The 22,751-nt window shown below is 70.0% G+C and carries 14 protein-coding genes; 10 read left to right on the top strand and 4 right to left on the bottom strand.

Annotated features, from left to right (window positions below; all coding sequences use genetic code 11):
* Positions 1-11: 11 nt before the first annotated feature.
* From ABZ783_RS23505 to ABZ783_RS23490, 4 genes are all read left to right on the top strand, one after another.
* A complete protein-coding gene (locus ABZ783_RS23505; RefSeq protein ID WP_357441736.1) occupies positions 12-1,565 on the top strand; it encodes an AMP-binding protein in 1,554 nt (517 codons plus the stop codon).
* Positions 1,566-1,570: 5 nt separating this feature from the next.
* The gene (locus ABZ783_RS23500; RefSeq protein WP_357441735.1) at positions 1,571-2,824 is read left to right on the top strand and encodes a cytochrome P450; all 1,254 of its coding nucleotides are present in this window, start codon (positions 1,571-1,573) and stop codon (positions 2,822-2,824) included.
* A 34-nt stretch (positions 2,825-2,858) separates the two neighbouring features.
* A complete protein-coding gene (locus tag ABZ783_RS23495; protein ID WP_357441733.1) occupies positions 2,859-3,539 on the top strand; it encodes a peroxiredoxin-like family protein in 681 nt (226 codons plus the stop codon).
* A 66-nt stretch (positions 3,540-3,605) separates the two neighbouring features.
* Positions 3,606-4,934 (top strand): LLM class flavin-dependent oxidoreductase, encoded by a 1,329-nt coding sequence (locus tag ABZ783_RS23490; protein WP_357441732.1) that lies wholly within the window; start codon positions 3,606-3,608, stop codon positions 4,932-4,934.
* Between the two features lie 66 nt (positions 4,935-5,000).
* Here the strand turns inward: ABZ783_RS23490 and ABZ783_RS23485 are convergent, their stop codons facing one another.
* The gene (locus tag ABZ783_RS23485; protein WP_357441839.1) at positions 5,001-6,068 is read right to left on the bottom strand and encodes an LLM class F420-dependent oxidoreductase; all 1,068 of its coding nucleotides are present in this window, start codon (positions 6,066-6,068) and stop codon (positions 5,001-5,003) included.
* 225 nt (positions 6,069-6,293) lie between these two features.
* Between ABZ783_RS23485 and ABZ783_RS23480 the strand changes: the two genes are divergently transcribed.
* Together ABZ783_RS23480 and ABZ783_RS23475 are read left to right on the top strand one after the other, a co-directional pair.
* The gene (locus ABZ783_RS23480) at positions 6,294-6,971 is read left to right on the top strand and encodes a Crp/Fnr family transcriptional regulator (protein ID WP_357441730.1); all 678 of its coding nucleotides are present in this window, start codon (positions 6,294-6,296) and stop codon (positions 6,969-6,971) included.
* Positions 6,972-7,219: 248 nt separating this feature from the next.
* Entirely contained in the window at positions 7,220-8,503 is a 1,284-nt protein-coding gene (locus tag ABZ783_RS23475) for a hypothetical protein (RefSeq protein ID WP_357441728.1), read from the top strand.
* Positions 8,504-8,763: 260 nt separating this feature from the next.
* Here the strand turns inward: ABZ783_RS23475 and ABZ783_RS23470 are convergent, their stop codons facing one another.
* The 3 genes from ABZ783_RS23470 to ABZ783_RS23460 form a co-directional block, all read right to left on the bottom strand.
* On the bottom strand, positions 8,764-9,183 hold the full coding sequence (locus ABZ783_RS23470; protein WP_357441727.1) for a cyclophilin-like fold protein: 420 nt from the start codon (positions 9,181-9,183) through the stop codon (positions 8,764-8,766).
* Positions 9,184-9,364: 181 nt separating this feature from the next.
* A complete protein-coding gene (locus ABZ783_RS23465; protein ID WP_357441725.1) occupies positions 9,365-10,252 on the bottom strand; it encodes a glucose 1-dehydrogenase in 888 nt (295 codons plus the stop codon).
* 149 nt (positions 10,253-10,401) lie between these two features.
* Positions 10,402-10,530 (bottom strand): hypothetical protein, encoded by a 129-nt coding sequence (locus ABZ783_RS23460; protein WP_357441723.1) that lies wholly within the window; start codon positions 10,528-10,530, stop codon positions 10,402-10,404.
* A 242-nt stretch (positions 10,531-10,772) separates the two neighbouring features.
* On the opposite strand from ABZ783_RS23460, the gene ABZ783_RS23455 reads away from it, so the two are divergent.
* The 4 genes from ABZ783_RS23455 (at position 10,773) to ABZ783_RS23440 (ending at position 22,724) form a co-directional block, all read left to right on the top strand.
* A complete protein-coding gene (locus ABZ783_RS23455; protein WP_357441721.1) occupies positions 10,773-12,056 on the top strand; it encodes a phospholipase D-like domain-containing protein in 1,284 nt (427 codons plus the stop codon).
* A 371-nt stretch (positions 12,057-12,427) separates the two neighbouring features.
* Positions 12,428-13,045 carry a LuxR C-terminal-related transcriptional regulator gene (locus ABZ783_RS23450; RefSeq protein ID WP_357441719.1) on the top strand — a complete coding sequence of 206 codons (618 nt, stop codon included), beginning with the start codon at positions 12,428-12,430 and terminating at the stop codon, positions 13,043-13,045.
* 198 nt (positions 13,046-13,243) lie between these two features.
* Entirely contained in the window at positions 13,244-16,465 is a 3,222-nt protein-coding gene (locus ABZ783_RS23445; protein WP_357441717.1) for a BTAD domain-containing putative transcriptional regulator, read from the top strand.
* Between the two features lie 130 nt (positions 16,466-16,595).
* A complete protein-coding gene (locus ABZ783_RS23440) occupies positions 16,596-22,724 on the top strand; it encodes a DNRLRE domain-containing protein (protein ID WP_357441715.1) in 6,129 nt (2,042 codons plus the stop codon).
* Positions 22,725-22,751 lie beyond the last annotated feature (27 nt).

The raw sequence follows: 22,751 nt of genomic DNA, 5'->3' as shown, positions 1-22,751 counted from the left end.
GGATGCCGCGCGTGGAGCTACCGCCCGCCCTGCTCGCCGCCCGCGTCGCCGCCGCCCCCGACGCGCCGGCGCTCGCCGACGAGGCCGGCGCCCTCAGCTGGGACGGGCTGGCCCGCCGGGTCAACCGGTGGACGGGCCTGCTCGCCGGGGTAGGGGTCGTCGCCGGCGACGCGGTCGCGCTGATGCTCGGCAACCGCCGGGAGGCCGTGGAGGCGCTGCTGGCCTGCCTGCACGCGGGCGTTACCGCGGTGCCGGTGAACTGGCACCTCACCGCGCCGGAGGTGACGTACCTGCTGGAGGACTCCGGCGCCCGGCTGCTCCTGGTCGACCCGCCCCGGGCAGAGGTGGGCGCCAAGGCGGCGGCCGAGGCGGGCACCGTGCGAGCTCTGGTCACCGGCGACCGCGACGCGTACGGCCTTGCCGCGGCGGAGCCGGCGCTCGCGGCGCTCGACCCGCACGCCCCACCGCTGGCGCAGAAGTGCGGGCAGCTGATGATCTACACGTCGGGCACCACTGGACGACCCAAGGGCGTGCTGAACGGGCTGTTCGTCACCGGGGCGCCGTTCGAGCGGGTCACCCGCCTGCTCGACTACGCCACCGGCACGCTCGGCGTGCCCACCGATGGCCGGGTCCTGCTGGTCGGGCCCTGGTACCACTCCGCCCAACTGTTCTTCGCGCTGCTGCCGCTGCTCAACGGGGCCGCACTGGTGCTGCGGGAACGGTTCGACCCCGTCGCGACGCTGGCCGCCATCGACGCCGAGCGGATCACCGAGTGTCATCTCGTGCCGACCCAGTTCGTGCGGATGCTGCGCCTCGACGAGGCCAGCCGGGCCGGCTTCTCGGGAGCCAGCCTGCGCCGGATCTGGCACGGCGGGGGCGCCTGCCCGCCCGACGTCAAGCGCCGCATGATCGACTGGTGGGGCCCGGTGCTGGTCGAATATTACGCGGCCACCGAGGGGGGAGTGGTCACCCTCATCGACTCGGCCGACTGGCTCGCCCACCCCGGCAGCGTCGGGCGGGCCGTGCCGCCGAACCAGATCCTCGTCATCGACGACGACGGCCGCGAGCTCGGCCCGCACCAGCGGGGCCGCATCTTCATCCGTCGGCCCGGCCGCGGCTTCCGCTACCACAACGCCGCGGAGAAGACGCGCGCCGCGCACCTCGCGCCGGGGGTGTTCACGTACGGCGAGGTGGGGCACCTCGACGACGACGGCTACCTGTACCTCACCGGCCGCGCCCAGAACATGATCGTTTCGGGGGGCGTGAACGTCTACCCGGCCGAGGTCGAGCAGGTGCTGCTGCGGCACCCGGAGGTTCACGACGCCGTCGTGCTCGGCGTCCCCGACGACGAGTACGGCGAGCGGGTGGCCGCCGTCGTCGAGTGGAAACCGGGCGGCGGGCAACGGTCCTGGTCGGCGCTCGACGCCCACTGCCGGCGCCACCTGGCCGGGTTCAAGGTGCCCCGCTGCTGGCGGTCGGTCGACGCCGTCCCGCGCGAGCCGACCGGCAAGGTCCGCCTCGACCAGTTGCGCACGCTCTGCGGGGACGACCGATGGGAGCGCTGAAGGACATGCCAGCCACGCGACCGGCCCCGGTCGACATCGCCCACCCCGCGACCTACGCCGGCGGGGTGCCGCACGAGGAGTTCGACCGGCGCCGCCGCGAGGAGCCGGTCGGGTGGGTGCCGGAGCCGGCGCTCTGGCGGCACAGCGCCGCCGGCCGCATCCAGCAGCGGGGCGCCGGGTTCTGGGCGGCGACGACCCACGAGGCGGTCGTGGAGGTGTCCCGGCAGCCCGAGGTGTTCTCTTCCGCGCTGCGCGGGGCGTTCCTGCACGACCCGCGCACCCCGGCGGACCTGGAATTCATGCGGCAGCTGCTGGTGAACATGGACGCCCCGCAGCACGTGCGGATCCGCCGCCTGGTGACCTCGGTGTTCACCCCGCGCGCCGTGCGCTCGCTCGCCGACACCGTCACCCGGCACGCCCGGGACCTCGTCGAGGCCGTGCGCCGGCGGGACACGTTCGACGCGGTCACCGACCTGGCGGCGGAACTGCCCCTGCTCGTGCTCGCCGACCTGCTGGGCCTGCCCCGCGGCGACCGGCATCTGCTGTACCGCTGGAGCAACAACCTGGTCGGCTTCGACGACCCGGAGTACGGCGGCGGCGACGTCGAGGTCTACCGGCAGACGTTCGCGGAGGCGTTCCAGTACGCGCTGGCCGTAGCCGTACGGCGGCGGGCCGCGCCCCGCGACGACCTGATCAGCCTGCTCGCCGCCGCCGAGGTCGACGGGCGGCGGCTGACCGACCGGGAGTTCTGCCAGTTCTGGCTGCTGCTGGTGGTCGCCGGCAACGAGACGACCCGCCACCTGATCTCCGGCGCCCTGCACCTGCTGCTGCACGACGAAGCGCTACGCCGGCGCTGGCTCGGCGCGCCGCTGTCCACCGCCACCGCCGTCGACGAGTTCCTCCGGGTGGTGACCCCGATCATGCAGTTCCGCCGGACCGCCACCCAGGACACCACCCTGGCCGGCACCAAGATCGCCGAGGGCGACAAGGTCGTCATGTTCTACGTCTCCGCCAACCGCGACGCCGCGGTCTTCGCCGACCCCCATCGGGTGGACCTGGAGCGGGCACCCAACCCGCACCTCAGCTTCGGCATGGGCCCGCACTTCTGCCTGGGCGCCCACCTGGCGCGGATGGAGATGGCCGCGCTGCTCGACGCCGTCGTCCCGCACCTTCCCCGACTTGCTACCACGGGCCCGGTCGTCCGACTGGAGTCCAACTTTGTCAACGGCATCAAGTCGATGCCTGTGGGCTGGACCTGAGATCCAGGGCCGGACCAGCGGAGAGGAGAGCTCGATGTCCCTCAACGAACGGCTGCGAGAGTACAAGTCCCGCCAGGAGGCGGGCGAGGTGCCACCGATTACGCCGGCCCACCTCGAGGTGATCTACCGGGAGGCGCACGCACTGGCCGCCTCGGGCGCCGAGGACCGGGTGCTGAAAGTGGGCGCGCCGTTCCCGTCCTTCGAGCTGCCCGACGAAAACGGCGAGCTGATCTCCTCCGCCGACCTGTTGTCCCGGGGACCGCTCGCGGTGGTCTTCTACCGGGGCGTCTGGTGCGACTACTGCAACTTCGAGCTGGAGGCGCTGGAGGAGGTCTACCCGCGGATCAAGGAACTCGGCGCCGACCTGGTGGCCATCTCGCCCGTCACCATGCCCATGCTGCGCGCGGCCATCCGCCGCAACAATCTCTCGTACCGAATCCTCAGCGACCGGGGCAACATCTACGCCGCGCGGTTCAACCTGACCTACACGATGAACCAGGACCTGCTCGACGTGTGGGGCAGCTTCGGGATGGACTTCTCGAAGATCAACGGCGACGACAGCAACAGCATGACGATGCCCGGGGTGTTCCTCGCCGACACCGACGGCGTGCTGCGCTTCGCAACGGCGTACGCGCGCCACTGGGAGCGAACGGAGCCGGCCGACCTGCTCGCGGCCATCGAACGCCTGAGCCCGGACCGCTCGGTCCGGTCCTGACCAGCGTCAACGGTCGCGTCGCCACCTTGCGCCGGGTGGCGGCGCGACCCTCGCGAAGGGGGAAACATGCATCTCAACGTGTTCACCGAATGCTCGCCGTCGCCCCAGTTCGTCGGCATGTGGCGCGCGCCCGGCGACGCCACCGGCACCGGCTACCGGTCGCTGGACTACTGGGCGGCGGTCGCCCGGCGGCTGGAGGCCGCCTGCGTCGACGCGCTGTTCTTCGCCGACATCCACGGCACCTACGACGTCTACCAGGGGTCGTGGGCGACCGCGGTCCGGCACGCCGTGCAGATCCCCTCGATCGACCCGGTGCCGGTCGTCGCCGCGGCGGCGATGGCGACCACCGACCTGGGCTTCGCCGTCACGTACTCCACCACCTACCACCAGCCGTACGAGTGCGCCCGGCTCTTCTCCACGCTCGACCACCTCACCCGGGGCCGGATCGGTTGGAACATCGTCACCTCGTATCTGCGCTCGGCCACCGACAACGGGCTCGGCGAATATCTGGACCACGACCTGCGCTACGACCGGGCCGACGAGTACCTCGAGGTGGTCCGCGCGCTCTGGGAGCGCAGCTGGGACGACGGCGCGGTGGTCCGCGACACCGACGCCGACGTCTTCACCGACCCGTCGCGGGTGCACGCGATCGACCACCGGGGCGACTGGTTCACCGTGCGCGGGCCGCACCAGTGCGAGCCGTCCCCGCAGCGCACACCCGTGCTGTACCAGGCGGGCGCGTCGGGCCGGGGGATGGCGTTCGCCGCCCGGCACGCGGAGGTGATCTTCCTGACCATGGCCGATCCCGAGAGCGGGGCCGAGACGGTCCGGCGGCTGCGCCAGCGGGTGGCCGACGCGGGGCGCGACCCGCGCGGCGTGCGCGCCCTACAGGGCACAATGGTGATGGTCGGCGCCGACCGGGCGGACGCGAAGCGCAAGGCGGCGCAGTACCACGACCTGTGGAGCCCGGAGGGGCAACTGGCGAAGTGGTGCGGCTGGATGGACATCGACCTGGCCGCGTATCCGGATGAAACCCCGGTCGACGAGGTGAAGAACCAGGGCAGCCAGTCGTTCCTGGGCTTCCTGCGCGGGCTGAGCCCCGAGCGGTCGTGGACCATCGGCGACGTGCGGTACCTGGTGTCCCGCCCCCGGCGGGCCCGCCGGGACGCGCCGATGACCCTGTTCGGCACGGCCGAGGAGATCGCCGACCGGATGGAGCAGTGGCTGGAGGTCGCCGACGTCGACGGGTTCAACCTGATCCCGTGCAGCCCCTCGGACGGCCTTGGCGACATCTGCGACCTGCTCGTCCCCGAGCTGCAACGACGCGGCATGTTCCGCACCGCCTACCGGGAGGGCGAGACGCTGCGGCAGCGCTACTTCGGCCCGGAGGCCTGACGACAAGGACTACTGAGCGTCCGCTCGACCTGGTCCTTCAGGGCGCGGGTAGCCAGTCGTTCGTGGTCAACGGGGGCCGCCAGTCGTAGACGGCTCGGCGAGCAGGTCGCGCAGCCGCTCGACGAGGCGCAGCCTGTCCCGGTGCGTGCGGGCCAGCGGGGTCACGTTGAGGGTGCTCACCCCCGCCTCTCGGTACGCGGCCAGCCGCTCGGCCACCCAGGAGGCGGGCCCGATCAGGCAGGTGCCCTCCACCAACTCCTCGGGCACCGCCTCGGCCGCCGCGTCTCGTCGCCCGGCCAGGTACAACTCCTGCACGGTGCGGGCCGCCGCGCCGAACCCGTACCGCGCCGCGAGGGTGTTGTAGAAGTTTGCGCCCACCGCGCCCATGCCCCCGAGATAGAGCGCCAGTTCCTGCCGGGCCAGCCGGCGCAGGTGGGTGACGTCGTCGCCGATCGCCAGCAGGGCGTTGACGTTCACGTCGAGCGGCCCGAGCGACGGGTCGCGCCGCCCGGCGCCGCGGGCCAGGCTCTCGCCCCAGACAGCGGCGGACCGCTCGGGGTAGAAGAAGGCCGGCTGCCAGCCCTCCGCCAACTCCGCGGCCAGCTCGACGTTGCGCGGCCCGATGGCGGCGAGGGTGATCGGGATGCGTTCCCGGACCGGCTTGTTGATCAGCTTGAGCGGTCGGCCCAGGCCGGTGCCCTGGTCGGCGGGGAGCGGGATGCGGTAGTGGGTGCCCTGGTGGACCAGCCGCTCCCGGCGCCAGACCCGTCGGCAGACGTCGATCACCTCGCGCGTACGGGCGACGGGCGCGTCGAACGGCACGCCGTGAAACCCCTCGATGACCTGCGGGCCGGAGGTGCCCAGGCCGAGGGTGAACCGGCCCGATGAGACGTGGTCGAGCCCGGCGGCCGTGGTGGCGATCAGCGTCGGGGTGCGCGTGTACAGCTGCATCACCCCGGAGGCGATCCCCAGCCGCCGGGTCCGTCCGGCGATGAACCCCAGCTGGCTGACGGCGTCGAACGTGTACAGCTCGGCCACCAGCACCAGGTCCAGTCCCGCCTGCTCGAAGTCGACCAGCTCGTCGGCGATGTCGGTGATGCCGGCGCGATAGTTGAGAGGCATGCCCAGCCGCATCGACGACACTCCCGAGATCGTATGTATGAGTATGTGCAAGCCTTCCTACGTCATCCCGAAGGGTTTCCACAAGTTCCGGGGCCGGTGTCCGAGCAGACAGAACCGGCCGACGATCAGGCGGGCCGCCTCCTCGTGTTCTCTAGTGTTTAGCAGGCTTAGCTAGTATCTATGGGCGAGGATGTGGTTTCCTCTACGTGTGCTGTGCCGGGCGGAAGGTGAGCCGACGTGACACAAGCCGAGCCCCTGCCGAGACTCAACATCTCGGATCTCCGGGCGCTGACCGGGCGAGTGCCCGGGACCTCGCTGATCGAGCTCTCCCGCAACGATCACATCTACCGTGCTGGATCACCCGACGCCCACGTCTACGTCGTCGAGCGTGGCCAGGTGAAGACCCAGATGGTAGCCGCGAGCGGCAAACGCTGCCTGCTCTCGGTGCACGTGGCGGGTGACCTGTTCGGCGAGACCGCCCTGCTCGGACTGGAGCGGCTGGAGTCCGCGATCGCGTTGACCCGAACCGTGCTGCGGCGGATCCCGGCAGCGCGCGCCGCCGCTGTGCTGACCGCCGAAGGCTCCGCCGGCGTGCTCGCGCGTCACCTCAGCATCCGTCTGCAGCACCAGCAGAAGGTGGTGGCGGACATGGTGACGATGCCAAGCGAGCTGCGCCTCGCGGTGCGCCTGCAGGATCTGGCCGAGCGCTTCGGCCGGCGCGGCCCGTTCGGCACCCGGGTGGACATCGCTCTCACCCAGGAGGACCTGTCCGAGATGGTCGGTACCACGCGGACCCGAGTCGGCCAGTTCCTCAAGCGATTCCGCGAACTAGAAATGGTGGATTTCACCCCTCGGTCACATTTGACGGTGCACGAGGAGCGCCTTTCCGAGTGGATTGCGACCGCGGCGCATTGACTGCTCATTAGTGAGCAGACTGTCGGGCGGGCAACGGTAGAAGATGCCTTGCAACAGCTCACTCGTAAGGGAGGTTAGCCATGAAGAAGCTTGTTGTTCGCAAGCTGGAGCCGATCAAGACCAGCGCCGCCGCGGACTGCGTTCCGTCCGCCGCCTGACAAGGCCCGATGATCGGCGGGAACCGGCGCGAGCGATCGCCCGGTTCCCGCCGAGCGCCGTCTGCACCGCAGAAGTGAAGGGATCACCCCATGGCCGTCAACACGGCTGACTCCGTCGTCACCGTCCGCCCGTTCGTCTCGACCACTGACGGCGCGGAGGTCATCATCGGCGACACCGACCGCAAGGTCTATCTCGCCATTCCGGCCGAGGGGCTGGACATTCTGCATGCGCTCGCCGAGGGCCGGACCATCGCCGAGACCGCCCGGATCTACGAGCGTAAGCACGGCGAGAGCGCGGACATCGAGGATTTCGTCGCCGTGCTGGCCGACGAGGGTTTCATCACTCGCGGCGGTGAGCCCGCCCCCGCCACCGAACCCGCCCACGAGCACGGGCATCGGGCGATCAAGCGGTGGAGCTTCGACTGGATCTCGCCCGCCACCGCGCGCCGACTCACCGGTCCTGCCGTGATCGTGCCGGGCCTCGCGGTCATCCTGGCCGGCGTGGTGATGGCGGCCAGCGATCCGGGCCTGCTGCCCGGCGCCCGGGCGCTGCTGTTCACGGGCGGAAACTTCGCGGTGCTCACCGTGGTCAGCGTCACGCTGGCGATGATCGGGCTGTCGCTGCACGAATTCGCGCACGCGCTGGCGGCTCGTTCAGTGGGTGTGTCGGCGACCCTCGGCATCAGCAACCTGATGTACATCCTGGTCGCCCAGACGGACATCAGCGGCATCTGGATGGCATCGAAGCGCGCGCGGTACAAGGCATTCCTCGCCGGGTTCTTCGTGGACGCGTTTTTCAGTTCCCTGCTGATCGCGTTCCTGTTCGGCGCCCGGCACGGCGTCCTCGATGCGCCCAATTGGTCGGTCCTGCTGGCCAGTGCGGCTCTGCTCACCTTTCTGGTGCGCATCGGATTCCAGTTCTTCTTCTACCTACGGACCGATATCTATTACGTGATCGCGACTGCCCTGAACTGCCGCAACCTGATGTCGGACACCGAGCGGTTCCTGTCCAACGGGATCAAGCGGTTGACCTTCCGTCGAGACAAGGTGGTCTCGCAGGCGGGTATCCCGCGCAAGGAAATGCGCAAGGTGCGGGTGTACGGAGCGATCTGGGTGTTCGGCCGGATCTTCTCACTGTTCGCCCTGGTGTTCACGATCCTGCCGGTGCTGTGGGTCTATCTCGAACAGTTCGTGCTGCTGGCGATGGGAGAGCCGACGCGGTTCTCGTCGGCCGACTTCGCAACAGTGGCGGTGCTGGCTGGGCTGCTCAACGGCGGCGGCCTGGCGATGTGGGGCCGTAACCTGTGGCGCGGCTGGCGCCGCCGGCGCGCCGAGGACGTCAAGATGCTCGCTCGGCAGGCCGCAGCCGGCTGACCCGCCCGACGACGCCGGGCCCGTGCGGGCCCGGCGTCCCGGCGTTCCTGGGCTCCTGGATCTGCACCCGGTCATCCTGGAAGCGATTACGGAGACGAGCGGCCGGTGCTTCGCGCGGAGGAGCGGGCGGAGTGTTGAGTTCAGCGCACGATCGCTGCGGTCGCCTTGTGACCTTCGAGGCGTTCGAGTTCCTCGGCGGTGGCGTCGTACGTGCCGAGGTGAAGGGTCTGATCGGAATACCCGATGCCGTCGGTGTTGTATTAGAAGCCGATGTTGCCCCACGGAATGAAGTAGATGAGGTCGCCGTCCTTCGGGTCTGAACCTGGCGATCCCTCGTACCTCAAAGCTCGCGGAAGATCGGCGATCTTTTCGCGGCCGTTGAATTCCTCGAGCGTGAGGGTGAGTGGCAGCATGCTCAGGAAGTCACGGGTGGCGGGGCTGTCTGCACCGATGGTCACGTCCACTGACTCGGAGCCCACGGTGAACCGGACAATGGTGCCCACGATGGTCTGATCGGTGCTGGGCGGTGCCAGGCTTGGGCCGCTCTGGGGTGCCGACGAGGAACCCGGCGTGGACGGCGCGGCTGTGGGAGTGGCCTCGCCGGCGGAAGGCGCACCGCACGCGGCGAGGGAAAGGGCCAGCACGAGCGCTGCCGCCGCCCTGAGAATCTTCTTCCGCATGCGATGAAACCCTTCCGGTCAGGCCTCGCCCGTTCAGGCCGTGGACAGTCCGCTGCCATCCAACGTGCCTCCTCCGCCCGCAGGGAGTCCCTGTCGAGAGACGTACTGGCAGGGCACCTCTGACGCCCGCCCGGCACAGGACTTGAAGGCCATGAAGGTCGCGCTGTTCAGAGGCGCGATGTCAGCGGGCGGTGTAGCCGCCGTCGACAGGAAGTGCGACGCCGATGACGAAGCTGGCACCGGGGCTGCACAGCCACAACACCGCAGCGGCGATCTCTTCGGGTTCGCCGAGCCGGTTGATGGGTTGGTTGGCGATGGCCTCGGCGCGGTCGAGCTCGCCCTTGTCGATCATTTCGGTGACCATCGGGGTGGCGATGGTCCCGGGGCAGACCGCGTTGATCCGGATACCGTGCGGCGCGTATTCGAGGGCGGCGCTGCGGGTGAGGCCCAGCACGCCGTGCTTGGACGCGTGGTAGGCGGCGCGGCCGGGCAGGCCCACGAGCCCGCCGAGGGAGGAGCAGTTGACGATGGCGCCGTTGCCTTGGCTGCGCATCTGGGCGAGTTCGTGTTTCATGCAGGCCCACACGCCTCGCAGGTTGACGGCGTTGACCCGGTCGAAGACCTCGGCAGGCTCATCGGCGGCATCGCTGGGCGGAACTTGAATGCCGGCGTTGTTGAACGCCATGTCGAGCCGGCCGAACTCCTCGACCGTCGAGCGGACGGCGGCGGCGACGCTGGCCTCGTCTGTCACGTCGCAAGACACACCGAGCACCCGGTGACCGGCGGCGGCCAGAGTCTCGGTGGCGGTCTGGACAGCGGCCCGGTTGATGTCGGCGAGGGCGACCGCGGCGCCGGCCTCGGCGAAAGCGCGGGCGGTGGCCAGGCCCATGCCGGAGCTGGCGCCGGTGATCAGGGCGACCTGGCCGGTGAAGTCGTAGTTCGGGTTCATCGTTGCGGTTGCCCTCTCAATGAGCAGCAGGTTTGTTGGCAGGCGATCCGGCGGGCGAGTCGGGCGGGGGCATGCGGGGCCAGGTGGCGCATCGGTGCCGGTGACATCGGCGGCGACCACGTCAGCGATGCGTTCCCTGCGCTTCTACCGTGAACCGGCGCAGGCCGATGGTCGGGGTAGGCACTGTCCAGCAAACCCGATTTCACGACCGGGTGAGGAGTTTCTGCTGGAAGGTGTACTGGTAAGGCATCCCGACGCCGGGTCGCAGGTCAGATCGGTGGGTTGGGCTTCTCGGGTGCTTCGCCGTGGGCGCGGAGTTCGGCCAGGACGACAACCCCGAAGAGCACGGCGGTGGCGACGTCGCCTGCGGCCAGCGCGTTGGGTGCTGACCTCGACACGCGGCAGCCTGGCCTCGCGCGGATCACTCATCTGCCGAGACGACCACTGCGCCCCCTTGGAATCAGTGATCTGAAGACCCAACGAGGTAGGCCAACCCCTGTTGTGGGCACATCCACGTTCCGAGCGCTCACCTCCGAGCGGACCGTGCCGCGTGGCCGATCCGTACCGGCAACGGAGGTTCCGCCGGTCAGGGGTTCGATGGGACCATCTAGCCATGCGGATACGTAGATTTCCTCCACGCTTGGCCGCACGATTGGCGCTCGTCTTCATGCTCACCGCCGGCGCGCTCGGGGTACCGGCGTTGGGCGCCGGGCCGGCCAGCGCCGCCGAGCCGGATCCGACGATGAACGACGCGGTCTTCAGCCGGCCGACCGGGACGGCCGCCCAGCAGAACGCGATCTTCATCCAGCTCGCGCGGATCATCGACCGCGTGCCGGCCGGCGGCGAGATCCAGATGTCCTGGTTCGGGTTCGACGTCACCGACGTCGTCGACTCGGAGACCACCCCCGACCTGCCCGGACGGCTGCTGAACGCGCACCGGCGGGGGGTACGTGTCAAAATCATCCTGGATCACGAGCAGGTCAGCCAGCGGCCGTACCAACGGCTGCTGCCGGTTCTCGGTAGCAACGACACCGCCGGGTCGTACATCGTGCACTGCGCCGACAAGTTTCCCGGCGCCGACCGTGGCTGCATCGGCACCCGCCGGATCGACTACACCGACTCGTCGGTGACCGCCTACAACCACAACAAGTTTCTGATCGCGTCCAGCATCGTGCTCAACAACGGCTCGATCGTGTCCAACGTGGTCTTCCAAGGCTCGGCGAACCTGGGCTGGTGGGACGCGAACGAGGCGTACAACAACGGGCTGACGTTCAGCGACGCCACCACCTACCAGGCGTACCGGCAGTACTTCGCGGACCTGCGGTCGTACCGCTACAGCTCGGCCGGGAACAACGACTACTACTGGGGCACCCCGACAGGTACGACGTTCCGGGCGTACTTCTTTCCGCGGCGGGAGCGCTCCGGGCAGCCGGTCAGCGACCCGGCCACCGACACCATCGTCAGCGTGCTCAACTCGGTCGCCTCCTGCTGGTACGACGACAACGGCACCCGCCGGCAGACCGACGTACGGGTCAACATGTTCTCGTTCAACCGGCCCGAGGTGGCCAAGCGGCTCACCGCGCTGCGCAACGCCGGCTGCTGGGTCGACGTCGTCTACAGCGAGGCGAACGCGCAGGTGCTGAACGCGCTGGGCAGCAACGTCCAGCTCACCAAGTGCAACTACAACGTCGGGCCGGGCCGGGACATCCGCACGCACAACAAGTACATGCTGATCGACGGCGCGTACGACGACGACATCGTGCCCCGGGTCTTCACCGGCAGCCACAACTACAACGTCTCGGCGCTGCGCCAGGCCGACGAGGCGATGCTGCGCGTCATGGGCCGGGGCATCCACGACGACTACCTCAGCGACTTCTGGCACGTCCGGGACACCTGCCGGGCCAACGGCGGGGCGATCCGCTGAGCCGGTGCACCGTCACGATCCCCGTGATCCGGGTCGATCACGCCGCCGGGACGCCCGGAGCGCCGTACCCTGATCACGGGGATCACCTGGGAGAAGGCCAACTCGTCGGGGAGACCGCCTCACCCGCCCTCATGCCCCGCCACGCCCAACCGCAGAGCCAAGTGACGTTGGCAGATCAGGTCGCCCTCAAGGTGGCGCGAAGCGCCTGGTATGCGGCGAGCATGCGCCCTTTATGCAGGCGCTGGCGAGACTCGCCGTAGCGATTCATCGGAATGCCCGAATGTCCACCGTGCGCCGCTTCATGGCGGGCGAGCCGATGATCCGGCCGCGGCGGACCGGATGGCGGTGGCGGAAGGTCAGGAGGAGGCGGGATGGATAAAGTCAGCATCTTCGATACGAGCCCGGTCTTCGCCCGTGGGCTCGCCGGGTTGCTGGCGGTGGAGGGTTTCGAGGTGATTGAGGTCAGATCCAGCACGGAGGGGGACTACTGCCGGCAGGCAGACATCTTTCTGGTCGACCCGGCAGCGGTCCGGGTGGGCACCCTCTGGGCCTTCGTCGCGGAGGTGTCGTTGGTGGCACCCGTGTTGGTGCTCGCTCCCTTTGGTGGTCACCGGACGCCCGGCGAGCGCTGCCCCGGCTCGGGCAAGGTGAGCTACGTGGACCGCTACGCGCCCGCCGACGTCGTGGTGCGGGCGGTCCGGGCGGTGGTCGACGGTGGACGGTTCTTCGGCAGGGCGGAGCCGGCGGGCCAGCCGAATCAGCGCGGCGTCGAATCCGTTCCGCTCTCGATGCGGGAACGGCAGGTGCTCCGGCAGATCGCGCGAGGATTGACGCACACTCAGATCGCCCGGGTGCTGGGTATCAGCCGACACACCGTGGACACCTACGTCAAGCGGATCAGGTCCAAGCTCGACCTCGGCAACAAGGCCCAGCTGACGCGGGCGGCGCTGGTCGGTGCGTTCCCCGAGGCGGCCGCCGACGCCTCCTGACCGGTCGTGCTACCGGCCGCGCCTTGGTACCCGCGGGGATAACGGACCGGGCCGTGCCGACTGAATGCACAAAGCGACGTCTGCCAGATTCGGGCCGTTCGCGGGCCAGCCGGAGAAACGGGGTGAACAATCGGCCGACGTGCGGTCACAAATCTATGATCTTGTTGTCCGGGATCGGGTGGGGCAGGATCAAACAATGTGACCATCGTGGGCGGCGACGGTGAGTGGGAGTTCCGCCTGCTCGGCCCGGTTGAGGCGTACCGGGGAGGTATTCAGCTCCCGCTCAACGGAAAGCAGCGCTCGCTGCTGGCAGTCCTGCTGCTCAATGCCAATCGGGTGGTCGCCACCAGGCAGCTCGCGGAGGCGGTCTGGGGTCAGCGGCTGCCGGCGTCACCCGAGGCGCGGGTGCGGCTGCTGATATCCGAGCTGCGCAGAGCGTTCGCCAGTGACGGTCAAGGGCTCATTCTGACCCGGCAGCCCGGATACCTGGTGCGCGCGCGCCCCGGCCAGATCGACGTGGACATGTTCCGGCACGCGGTCGACCAGGCCCAGGAGGCGGCGGCCCAGGGCCGGCCGGAGATCGCGGTCGAGCAGTACGACAAGGCGCTCGCGGTGTGGCGTGGCGTGGCGCTGGGCGGCGTGAGCGGCGGGTTCGTCGAGACCGAGGCGGCACGCCTGACCGAGCTGCGGGAGCGGGTCGCAGAAGACCGTACCGAGGTCATGATGACGGTGGGGCGTCACGCCGAACTCGTCTCCGAGTTGGGGCATCTGGTCGCTGAGCATTCGCTGCGGGAGAGGCCCCATGCCCAGCTGATGATGGCCTTGTACCGGTCGGGCCGGCGCGGTGATGCACTCGAACTCTACGCCCGCCTGCGGGAGCGCCTGGTCGAAGAGCTGGGGCTCGAACCGACGCCACAGCTGCAGCGGCTGCAGCAACAGATTCTCGCCGGCGACCCAGCGCTGAACCCGCCGGTCCCCGTGGTGCGGTCGGCCGCGTCGACCGTCCGCCAGTCGTCGCCGCCGGCCAGGATGCCGGCGCGCCAGCTGCCGCCGGCCCCTGGACGGCTCGTCGGCCGCGTGCGGGAGTTGGAGCAGCTCGACGCGCTCGCCGCGCGGGGTGACGGCCCGGTACTGGTGGTGGGTCCAGCCGGCGCCGGCAAGACCACCCTGGCCGTGCACTGGGCCCACACCGCGATGGATCGGTTCCCGGATGGTCAGCTCTTCGTGGACATGCGTGGCTTCGATCCCGGTGCCCGTATGTCGCCCATGGACGCACTGCCGCAGTTGCTGCATGCGCTCGGGGTGGCGACTGGGGAGATTCCGGTCGGGGGCGATGCGCAGATCGCCCAGTACCGCTCGGCCCTCGCCGGGCGGCGGCTGCTGGTCATCCTCGACAACGTGGCCGAGCCGAACCAGGTGAGACCACTGCTGCCCGGCGGCCCTGGCTGTCTCGCCCTGGTCACCAGTCGGGATCGGCTTGGTGGCCTGGTGGCGTTGAACGGTGCGTGCCGCATGACGGTCGACGTGCTGCCGCCGCTGGACGCGATCGAGGTGCTGGCTCACGCGGCCGGCGGCGAGCTGATTGAGGCGGATCCGGACGCCGCGGCCGAGCTGGCGAGGCTGTGCGGCCACCTTCCGCTGGCGTTGCGGATCGCCGCCGGCCGGCTTGCTGACCAGCCGCACCATTCGATCCGCCGGCAGGTGGACGAGCTGACCCGGCGCGGGCGGATGGCCGGCCTGCGGGTCTCCGGTGACGGACGGGCGTCGGTCAGAGGTGCCTTCGACCTCTCCTACCGGGCGCTTCCGCGCCCGGCGCAGCGGCTCTTCCGGCTGCTGGGCCTCGTGCCGGCGCCAGCCGGGTGGTCGGCCGAAGCGGGCGCCGCGCTCGCCGGGCTGGCGGTGGACGAAGCCGGCCAACTGCTCGACATCCTGGCCCGGCTGCACCTGATCACGGCCACCGCGGCCGGTCGGTACGTCTGCCACGACCTGCTGCTGGAGTACGCCGCGGAACTCGCCGCCGGCGATCCGCCCGCACAGCGGGACGCTGCCGTGGACCGCCTGCTCGCCTTCTACCTGCACACCACCGATCAGGCTGCCGCCGCCACCGCCCCGGCCGTCTCCCGACTGCCGCGTCCACCTTTGCCGGCCGGCGTAGTGCCGTTGGCGTTCCCCCACGTGGCCGGTGCCAGGGAGTGGATGATCGCAGAGTGGGACAACGTGGTCGCCGGGCTGCGCCACGCGGCGGCGCGGGGGCTGCGCCAGCTGGCCTGGCATCTCGCGGACGCGTTGCGCAGTCACCTGTATCTGACGGCGTCGCGGCCCCAGTGGCTGGCCATCGCCGAGACGGGCTTGGCTGCTGCGACAGCGGAGGGCGATGTGGTCGGCGAGGCGGCCATGCGCTTCTGTCTCGGCTTCCTGCGTTACCAGGCGGCGGAGTTCGCCGAGTCGATCCGCGAGCATGAGCGGGCCGTGGAGCTCTACCGGCAGGCGGGGTGGAAGCCGGGCGAGTCCACGACGCTGCGCAGCATGGGCGTGTCGCTGGCACACCTGGGGCAGCTGCGGCCGGCTCTGGACCGGTTCACGCAGGCGCTGGCGCTCGACCGCGAGATCGGCAACGAACCTGGCGAGGCGGCCAGCCTCCAGAACATCGCCGGAACCTACAAGGATCTCGGTGACCTGGAACTCTCGGCACGCTACCTCAGCGTGGCGATCCCGTTGCTGCGTCGGGTCGGTCGCCGGCCCGGCGAAGCGATTGCCCTCATCAATCTGGGGGAGCTCCGGCGCGAACAGGGCCGCCTCGACGAGGCCCTGGCCGCGGTCCGTGAGTCGCTGGCGATCTGCCGGGAAGTCGGGCTGCGTCACGAGGCGGCGGAGGCGTTGATTACCGCGGCAGAGGTCCATCGCGATGCCGGCAGGCACCGAGAGGCTCAGCAGGCGCTGGACGAGGCGCTGGACATCGCGCAGCAAACCGGCAACCCGCGACTCCAGATGCTTGCCCTCAACGGACTGGCCAGCATCGAGATCCGGGCCGGCCGGGTCTCGACCGCGGTGGCACGGCTCGACACCGCACTGGAGGTAGCGGCGCGTACCGGCCACCGCGGCGGTCACGTCAAGGTCCTGCTCACGCTCGCCGAGGCGCACTGCGCGCTCGTCGAGTACCGATCCGCGCACCGCTATGCATCCCGGGCCTTGAGCCTGGCCTCGGAATCGGGGGCGATGGCCGAGGTAGCCGCCGCACACGCCGCCCTGGCCGCGGTCTACCTCGGCCTGGGTGATCCCGATCAATGCATCAGCCACTGCCAGGAGGCCCTGCAGACGCAGCGGAGGTCGGGCCAGCGGCGGGCGAAGATCCGGACCCTGGCGATACTCAGGCAAGCCCGTCGATTGCGACGGGGGGAGGGCGCCGCGCGGCGTCCCTGACGTTGATCGCGTCCCGTGTCCCGTAAATCGGGGACACGACGTCCGGCCGGCACGTGCCCTACGGTCCGCGTGGGCGAGAACCCCATTGATGGCAGTGATTTGCCATCGGCTGCGCCCGAGGGAGGTCGTGATGAGAGGTCGCGCACGCGGACGGAGATCAGGCGTTCGGCTCGATCAGTTACCCACGGGGAAGGTCGGCTACGGGCTGGCTGTCGGCCTGTCCACGACGCTGGTGGCCTCGCTGCTGGCCGGCGTGGTCTCGCGCCCGGCGCAGGCAAAGCCGGCGGTGACCCAGGCACAGCAACCGGCTGAGCCGTTGGAGCGCCCCGACGAGGCGGCGGCCGTGGTGACGGCGCGGATGACCGGCAAACGGGTGCTGATCAGCGGGCTGACGACGGAGACCACGGAGTTCTGGGCGTTGCCGTCGGGGTCGGTGGAGGCGAAGGTCAGCGCCGGGCCGGTGCGGATGCGCGATGACCAGGGCGGCTGGGTGGACGTCGACCTGACCCTGCAGCGGAAGGCGGACGGCTCGGTGGTGCCGAAGGCACACCCGGCCGGGTTGACGCTGTCCGGGCCGGCCGGCCCCGGCGAGCACGACCTGGTGTCGCTGGGTACGGCGGGGCGGCGTTCGACGTTGGGTTGGACGGGCGCGTTGCCGGCGCCGGTGCTGGAAGGCGCGAAGGCGACGTACCCGGAGGTGCGTCCAGGTGTCGACCTGGTCGTGTCGGCGACGCGTACCGGGTTTGAGCAGCTGCTGGTGGTGAAGGACCGCAAGGCTGCCGCGCACGTGCGGCAGTTCCGGATGCCGTGGCGCCCGTCGGGCGGGAAGGCGACCGCGGCGCGGGTCGGTGAGTTGCCGGCGCTGATGTGGGACGCGCGGGTGGACCCGGCCTCGGGTGAGCACGTGCGGCGCGCGCCGGTGGGCACGCGACTGGACGGCCTGGGCGAGCGGACCGGGCTGGTGTTGACGCCGGACGCGACGTTCCTGGCCGACGAGTCGACGGTGTATCCGGTGACGATCGACCCGTCGCAGTCGATCGGGCCGAACTTCGACGCGTTCGTGCAGAACACGTACACGTCGGACCAGTCGACGGCGACCGAGCTGAAGCTGGGTACCTACAACGGTGGAACGGACAAGGCACGGTCGTTCCTGCGGTTCGACAACATGAGCTGGTTGTGGGACAAGCAGGTGCAGTCGGCGACGCTGAGCCTGTGGAATCACCACTCGTACTCGTGTACGGCGCGGGAGTGGCAGGCGTGGCGGGTCGGTGATGTCACCAGCACGGTGCGGTGGACGGCGCAGCCGGCCTGGTTGCAGCAGGTGGGCACGTCGACGCAGACGAAGGGCTACAGCAGCGCCTGCGGTGGCGGCTGGGTGACGATCCCGGTCACCGGCGTGTTTCAGAGCACCGCGACCGGGCATCTGGCCAAAACGACCATCGGTATCCGGGCGACGAGTGAGACCGACAGCTACACCTGGAAGCGGTTCAACTCCAAGGAGGGCACCTACCCGCCGTCGGTGACCATCACCTACCAGTCGGGGGCGCAGGTGACCGCGATGGCGACCGCGCCGACGACGGTGTGCGCCACCGGGGCGCAGCGGCCGTACATCGCGAGTTTGACTCCGCAGTTGCGGGCACAGATCACCGATTCCGCGGCGGCGTCGGTCTACGCCACGTTCGAGTGGTCCGTCGCGGGCGGGTCGCTGATCGGTTCGGCCACGGAGGGGCCGGGCGCGTCCGGGTCGTGGTTGGCGACGAACGTGCCGCCTGGCGCGTTCGTGGAGGACGGCTCGTACGCGTGGCGGGTACAGGGCAGTGACGGCACGAAGGCGGGTTCGTGGTCGCAGTGGTGTGAGTTCACGGTGGACACGGAGGCGCCCGGGGTGGCGCCGTCGGTGTCATCGACGGCTTACCCCTCGGGCGCGTGGTCCGGCGCGGCGGGCACTGCCGGTGGTTTCACGTTCGGCGCCGGCGGCATCGCCGACGTGTCGGCCTACGAGTACGGCGTGGACGTCAACCCGCCGAACCAGACCGTGAACGCGCCCAGTCTCGGTGCCGCCACCACCATTTCGATCACGCCGACCTCGGACGGCCCACACACGCTGTACGTACGCACCCGCGACCGGGCGGGTAACCTGTCGCCGATCCGCTCCTACGCGTTCTCGGTCGGCGGCGGCGCGGTGACCGCACCGAAGACCGGTGACATCACCGCGGCGAAGACCGCGATCAGCGGGGTGGGACGGCCGGATGCGACCGGGGTGACATACCAGTGGCGGCGTGGCGACAGCGACACGTGGACCAACATCCCGGCCGGGCACGTGACGGTCGCGGCCGGGGGCGGGGCGGTGATCTGGCCGCTGCCGACCAGCGGCGGGGGCCAGTTCCCGAAGCTGAACTGGGACGTCGAGGCCACCCTCGCCGCGGTGGACGTCCAGCAGGTGCCCCGGGACGGCCCCCTGCAGGTACGGGGCAGCTTCACCGGCGGTACGGCCGCCTCCTCGGGCGCAGTGAAGATCACCTTTGACCGGAACCAGGCGTCCGCGGCGGCCGAGAAGATCGGTCCGGGTGAGGTGAACCTGATCACCGGCAACTACACCCTGTCGGACAGCGATGTGTCGGTGGCCTCGTACGGCACCGAACTGACCGTGGAGCGTTCGTACCACAGCCGACGGGCGACGGAGACCGACTCGGCGAACATGTTCGGCCCGGGCTGGGTGTCCGGTGCGACGGTGGACGGGGCTGAGGCCAACTACACGTCGCTGACCGTGTTCGGGTCGCTGGTGCAGGTGGGTCTGCCGGACGGCGACACCATCGGCTTCACCAAACGCACCAGCACCGCCTTCGACCCGGAGATCGGGCTGGAGTCGATGACGTTGACGTACGACAGCGCGACCGACTCCTACGCCCTCACCGACGAGGACGGCGACACCGTGAGCTTCACCCGCGTCGCGGGCACCGCGACCGGCAAGTACTTCCCGACCCTGGTGGCCGAGTCAGCCAGCAACCAGACCACCACGTACAGCTGGGAGCGGGTCACCGTTGCCGGAGCGGAGGTGGTCCGGCCGACCCGGATGCTGGCACCGGTGCCGGACGGGGTCAACTGCGCCACCCTGACCCGGGGCTGCCGAGCGCTGACCTTCACCTACGCCACCACCGCCACCGCGACCGGCACCACCGAGGCCACCTGGGGTGACCACCCGGGCCGGGTCAAGGAGATCTCCTTCACCGCCTGGGACCCGGATCTGCCCACCCCGGCCATGCGTACCGTGCCACTGGCCCGGTACGCATACGACAACACCGGCCGGCTCCGTGCCGCCTGGGATCCGCGGCTGGACTGGACCGACGCCGGCACGACCCGGCACCTGTGGAAGACGTACGACTACGACGCCACCGGTGTGCTCACCGCGACCAAGCCGGTGGGCGAGGAGTCGTGGCAGTTCAGCTACACCACGGTCCCGGGTGACCCGGGCGCGGGACGGCTGCACAAGGTGACCCGCACGGCCCTCGCCGCGGGTACTGCGACGAGCGCCGTGGTCTACCAGGTGCCGCTTTCGGGCGCCGGTGCGCCGTACGACCTGTCGCCCGGGCAGACCGCCCGGTGGGGTCAGCCGGAAGCGCCGACCGACGCGACGGCCATCTTCCCGGCCAACCAGATACCGAACGGCAACCCGGCCACCGGCACCATGCCCTCGTCCTGGGAGCGCGCATCGTTGACGTACCTGGACGCCAACGCCCGCGAGGTCAACGCCGCCGCGCCGGGCGGATACCTCGCCGCCACCTGGTACGACGAGTTCGGCAACACCGTGCGTTCGCTGACGGCGGCCAACCGGGCCCGGGCACTGGCCGACTCGTCCACCGACGATGCGGCACGGGAGACGATGCTGGCGCAGAGCTACTCCACCCGCAATGTCTTCAGCAGCGACGGGCAGCGGCTGCTCTACACCCTCAATCCCGAGCGGGACGTGATGCTGGCCGACGGCAGCACGGTACGCGGCCGACCGATGACCCGGAGCACCTACGACGAGGGTGCGCCGCTCACGGGCGGCCCGTACAACCTGGTCACCAAGCAGGAAGAGCTGGTGCGTTACTGGGGACCGACCGGCACCGAGACCGACGCCGAGCTGCGCACCACCACGACGAAGTACGACTGGTCCCTGCGCGAGCCGACGGTGACCACCGTGGACCCCGGCGGCCTTGGCCAGACCACCCGCAGCACCTACGACCCGGGCACCGGGCTGGAGGTGCTGAACACCACCCCGGCGGGCGGCACCAGCACGAACACCCCGGCCACCACCCGCGCGATCAACTACCGGGCCACCTCCGGCTCCGGCTACAGCGAGTGCGACCTCCGGCCCGAATGGGCGAACCTGCCCTGCCGGGTGCAGCCGGGCGGCCAGGCGGCCGGCGGACCGGAGCTGCCCGCCACCGTGACCACCTACGACATGTTCAACCAGCCCCGAGTGGTCACCGAGAAGACCAGTGCCGCCACGCTGCGCACCACCACCACGACGTACGACGGCGCGGGGCGGGCCTACGAGACCACGGTCACCGGCCCCGGCACGGCCGTGCCGGTCGTGCGTAGGATCTACGACCAGGCCAGCGGCCAGCTCTTGCGTACCCAGTCGATCAGCGGTGGCACGGTAACCGCCCAGATCATCCGCGGCTACGACAGTCTGGGCCGGCTGACGTCGTACACCGACGCCGACGGGAACGTGTCGACCACCACGTACGACCTGCTCGGCCGGGTTGCCACCAGCACCGACGGCAAGGCCACCCGCACCTACACCTACGACGGCGGCAGCGAACGACGCGGCCTGCTCACCTCCGTCAACGACAGCCAGGCCGGCGTGTTCGCCGGCAGCTACGACGGGGACGGCCGACTGAAGTCGGAGAGCTGGCCCAACGGCGTCGTGGTCAGCCGTGACATCGACGCGACCGGCGCCGAGGTCGGACGGTCGTACGTCAGGACCGGCTGCGGCGCCGCGGACTGCACCCTCTACCGCGAGTCCGTCCAGACCTCGCCCCGCGACCAGGTGCGGGTGCACAGCTCCACCCTCTCCAACCAGGAGTACGCCTACGACCCGGCCGGTCGGCTGACCCAGGTCCGCAACATCCTGGGAGATCGCTGCACCACTCGGGCGTACGCCTTCGACGCGGCCACCAACCGCAAGTCGTCGACGGAGTACGCCCCGGCCTCGGACGGGTCGTGCCAGACCACGACGGCGGCGGCCACCCGGGCCTGGACCTACGACACCGCGGACCGGGTCAACACCGCCGGGTACACCTACGACACGCTCGCCCGCACCACCACCGTCCCGGCGGCCGACACCGCGAACCCGGCCGGCGGCAACGTGACCGTCACCTACCACGCCACCGACCTGGTCGACACCATCACCCAGGGCGGACGCACGACCGACTACCTGATCGACGTCGAGGGCGAGCGGGTCCGGTCGTGGACCGACAACGTCTCGGGTGCGGCCGCCACGTCAATCCACCACTACGCGGACGACGAGGACAGCCCGGTCTGGACGCAGGAGACGCCGAGCACCTACACCCGCACGGTCAGCGGGCTGGCCGGCGTGGCTGGGACCTGGAACAGCGACACCGGCGTGGTCGACTGGCAGATCGCCAACCTGCACGGTGACATCGTCGCCGCCATCAGCGGCAACGACGCCGGCCTGAGCAGGACCAGCGAGGCCACCGAGTACGGCACCCCGCTCGACTCGACGAACGTGGGCAACCAGCGGTACGGCTGGCTCGGCGCCGAACAACGCGCCGCCGACACGCCGGGCGGGATCCTGTTGATGGGTGTCCGCCTCTACAACCCCACCACCGGCCGGTTCCTGCAGGTCGATCCGGTGCCGGGTGGCAGTGCGAACAACTACGAGTACTGCGTCGGCGACCCGGTCAACTGCACCGACCTCAACGGGCAGTACGCCACGGGGAAGTGGCAGTGGCTCCCCAACAAGGTGTGGCAGAGCGGCTGGAAACAGATCAAGCGGGGCATCTACCGCGTGTATATCAAGTTCCGGCAGCGCGACATGCGCCTGTTCCGCTGGATATACACCAGCAAGCGTCGCACCTGGATCGTCGGTTACCAGATCCTCACCAAGCGGTCGTTCTCCTTCAAGACCAAGCACTGCGTGTGGCGCTGCAAGACGACGCCCTGGATCCCCATACCGGTCCCGAAGTTCGGCGGATACCTGACCTGGATCCAGACCTACATCTACTACCGTCCGATCCGAGTCCGCCGCTAGTTTCTGCTGTCGCGGAGTTGGGCCTAG

Origin of the sequence: Micromonospora sp. NPDC047738, assembly GCF_040642675.1 — a bacterium.
Lineage (GTDB): Bacteria > Actinomycetota > Actinomycetes > Mycobacteriales > Micromonosporaceae > Micromonospora.
The sequence above is the reverse complement of the archived record's forward strand: the minus strand, read 5'-3'. Positions and strand labels throughout refer to the sequence as shown.

What these genes read in the sequence shown, in the direction of transcription:
- ABZ783_RS23470 (WP_357441727.1), bottom strand. Translation starts at nt 9,183, where the DNA reads ATGCGGAAGAAGATTCTCAGGGCGGCGGCAGCGCTCGTGCTGGCCCTT.
- ABZ783_RS23450 (WP_357441719.1), top strand. Translation starts at nt 12,428, where the DNA reads ATGGATAAAGTCAGCATCTTCGATACGAGCCCGGTCTTCGCCCGTGGG.
- ABZ783_RS23440 (WP_357441715.1), top strand. Translation starts at nt 16,596, where the DNA reads ATGAGAGGTCGCGCACGCGGACGGAGATCAGGCGTTCGGCTCGATCAG.
- ABZ783_RS23495 (WP_357441733.1), top strand. Translation starts at nt 2,859, where the DNA reads ATGTCCCTCAACGAACGGCTGCGAGAGTACAAGTCCCGCCAGGAGGCG.
- ABZ783_RS23490 (WP_357441732.1), top strand. Translation starts at nt 3,606, where the DNA reads ATGCATCTCAACGTGTTCACCGAATGCTCGCCGTCGCCCCAGTTCGTC.
- ABZ783_RS23475 (WP_357441728.1), top strand. Translation starts at nt 7,220, where the DNA reads ATGGCCGTCAACACGGCTGACTCCGTCGTCACCGTCCGCCCGTTCGTC.
- ABZ783_RS23500 (WP_357441735.1), top strand. Translation starts at nt 1,571, where the DNA reads ATGCCAGCCACGCGACCGGCCCCGGTCGACATCGCCCACCCCGCGACC.
- ABZ783_RS23485 (WP_357441839.1), bottom strand. Translation starts at nt 6,068, where the DNA reads ATGCGGCTGGGCATGCCTCTCAACTATCGCGCCGGCATCACCGACATC.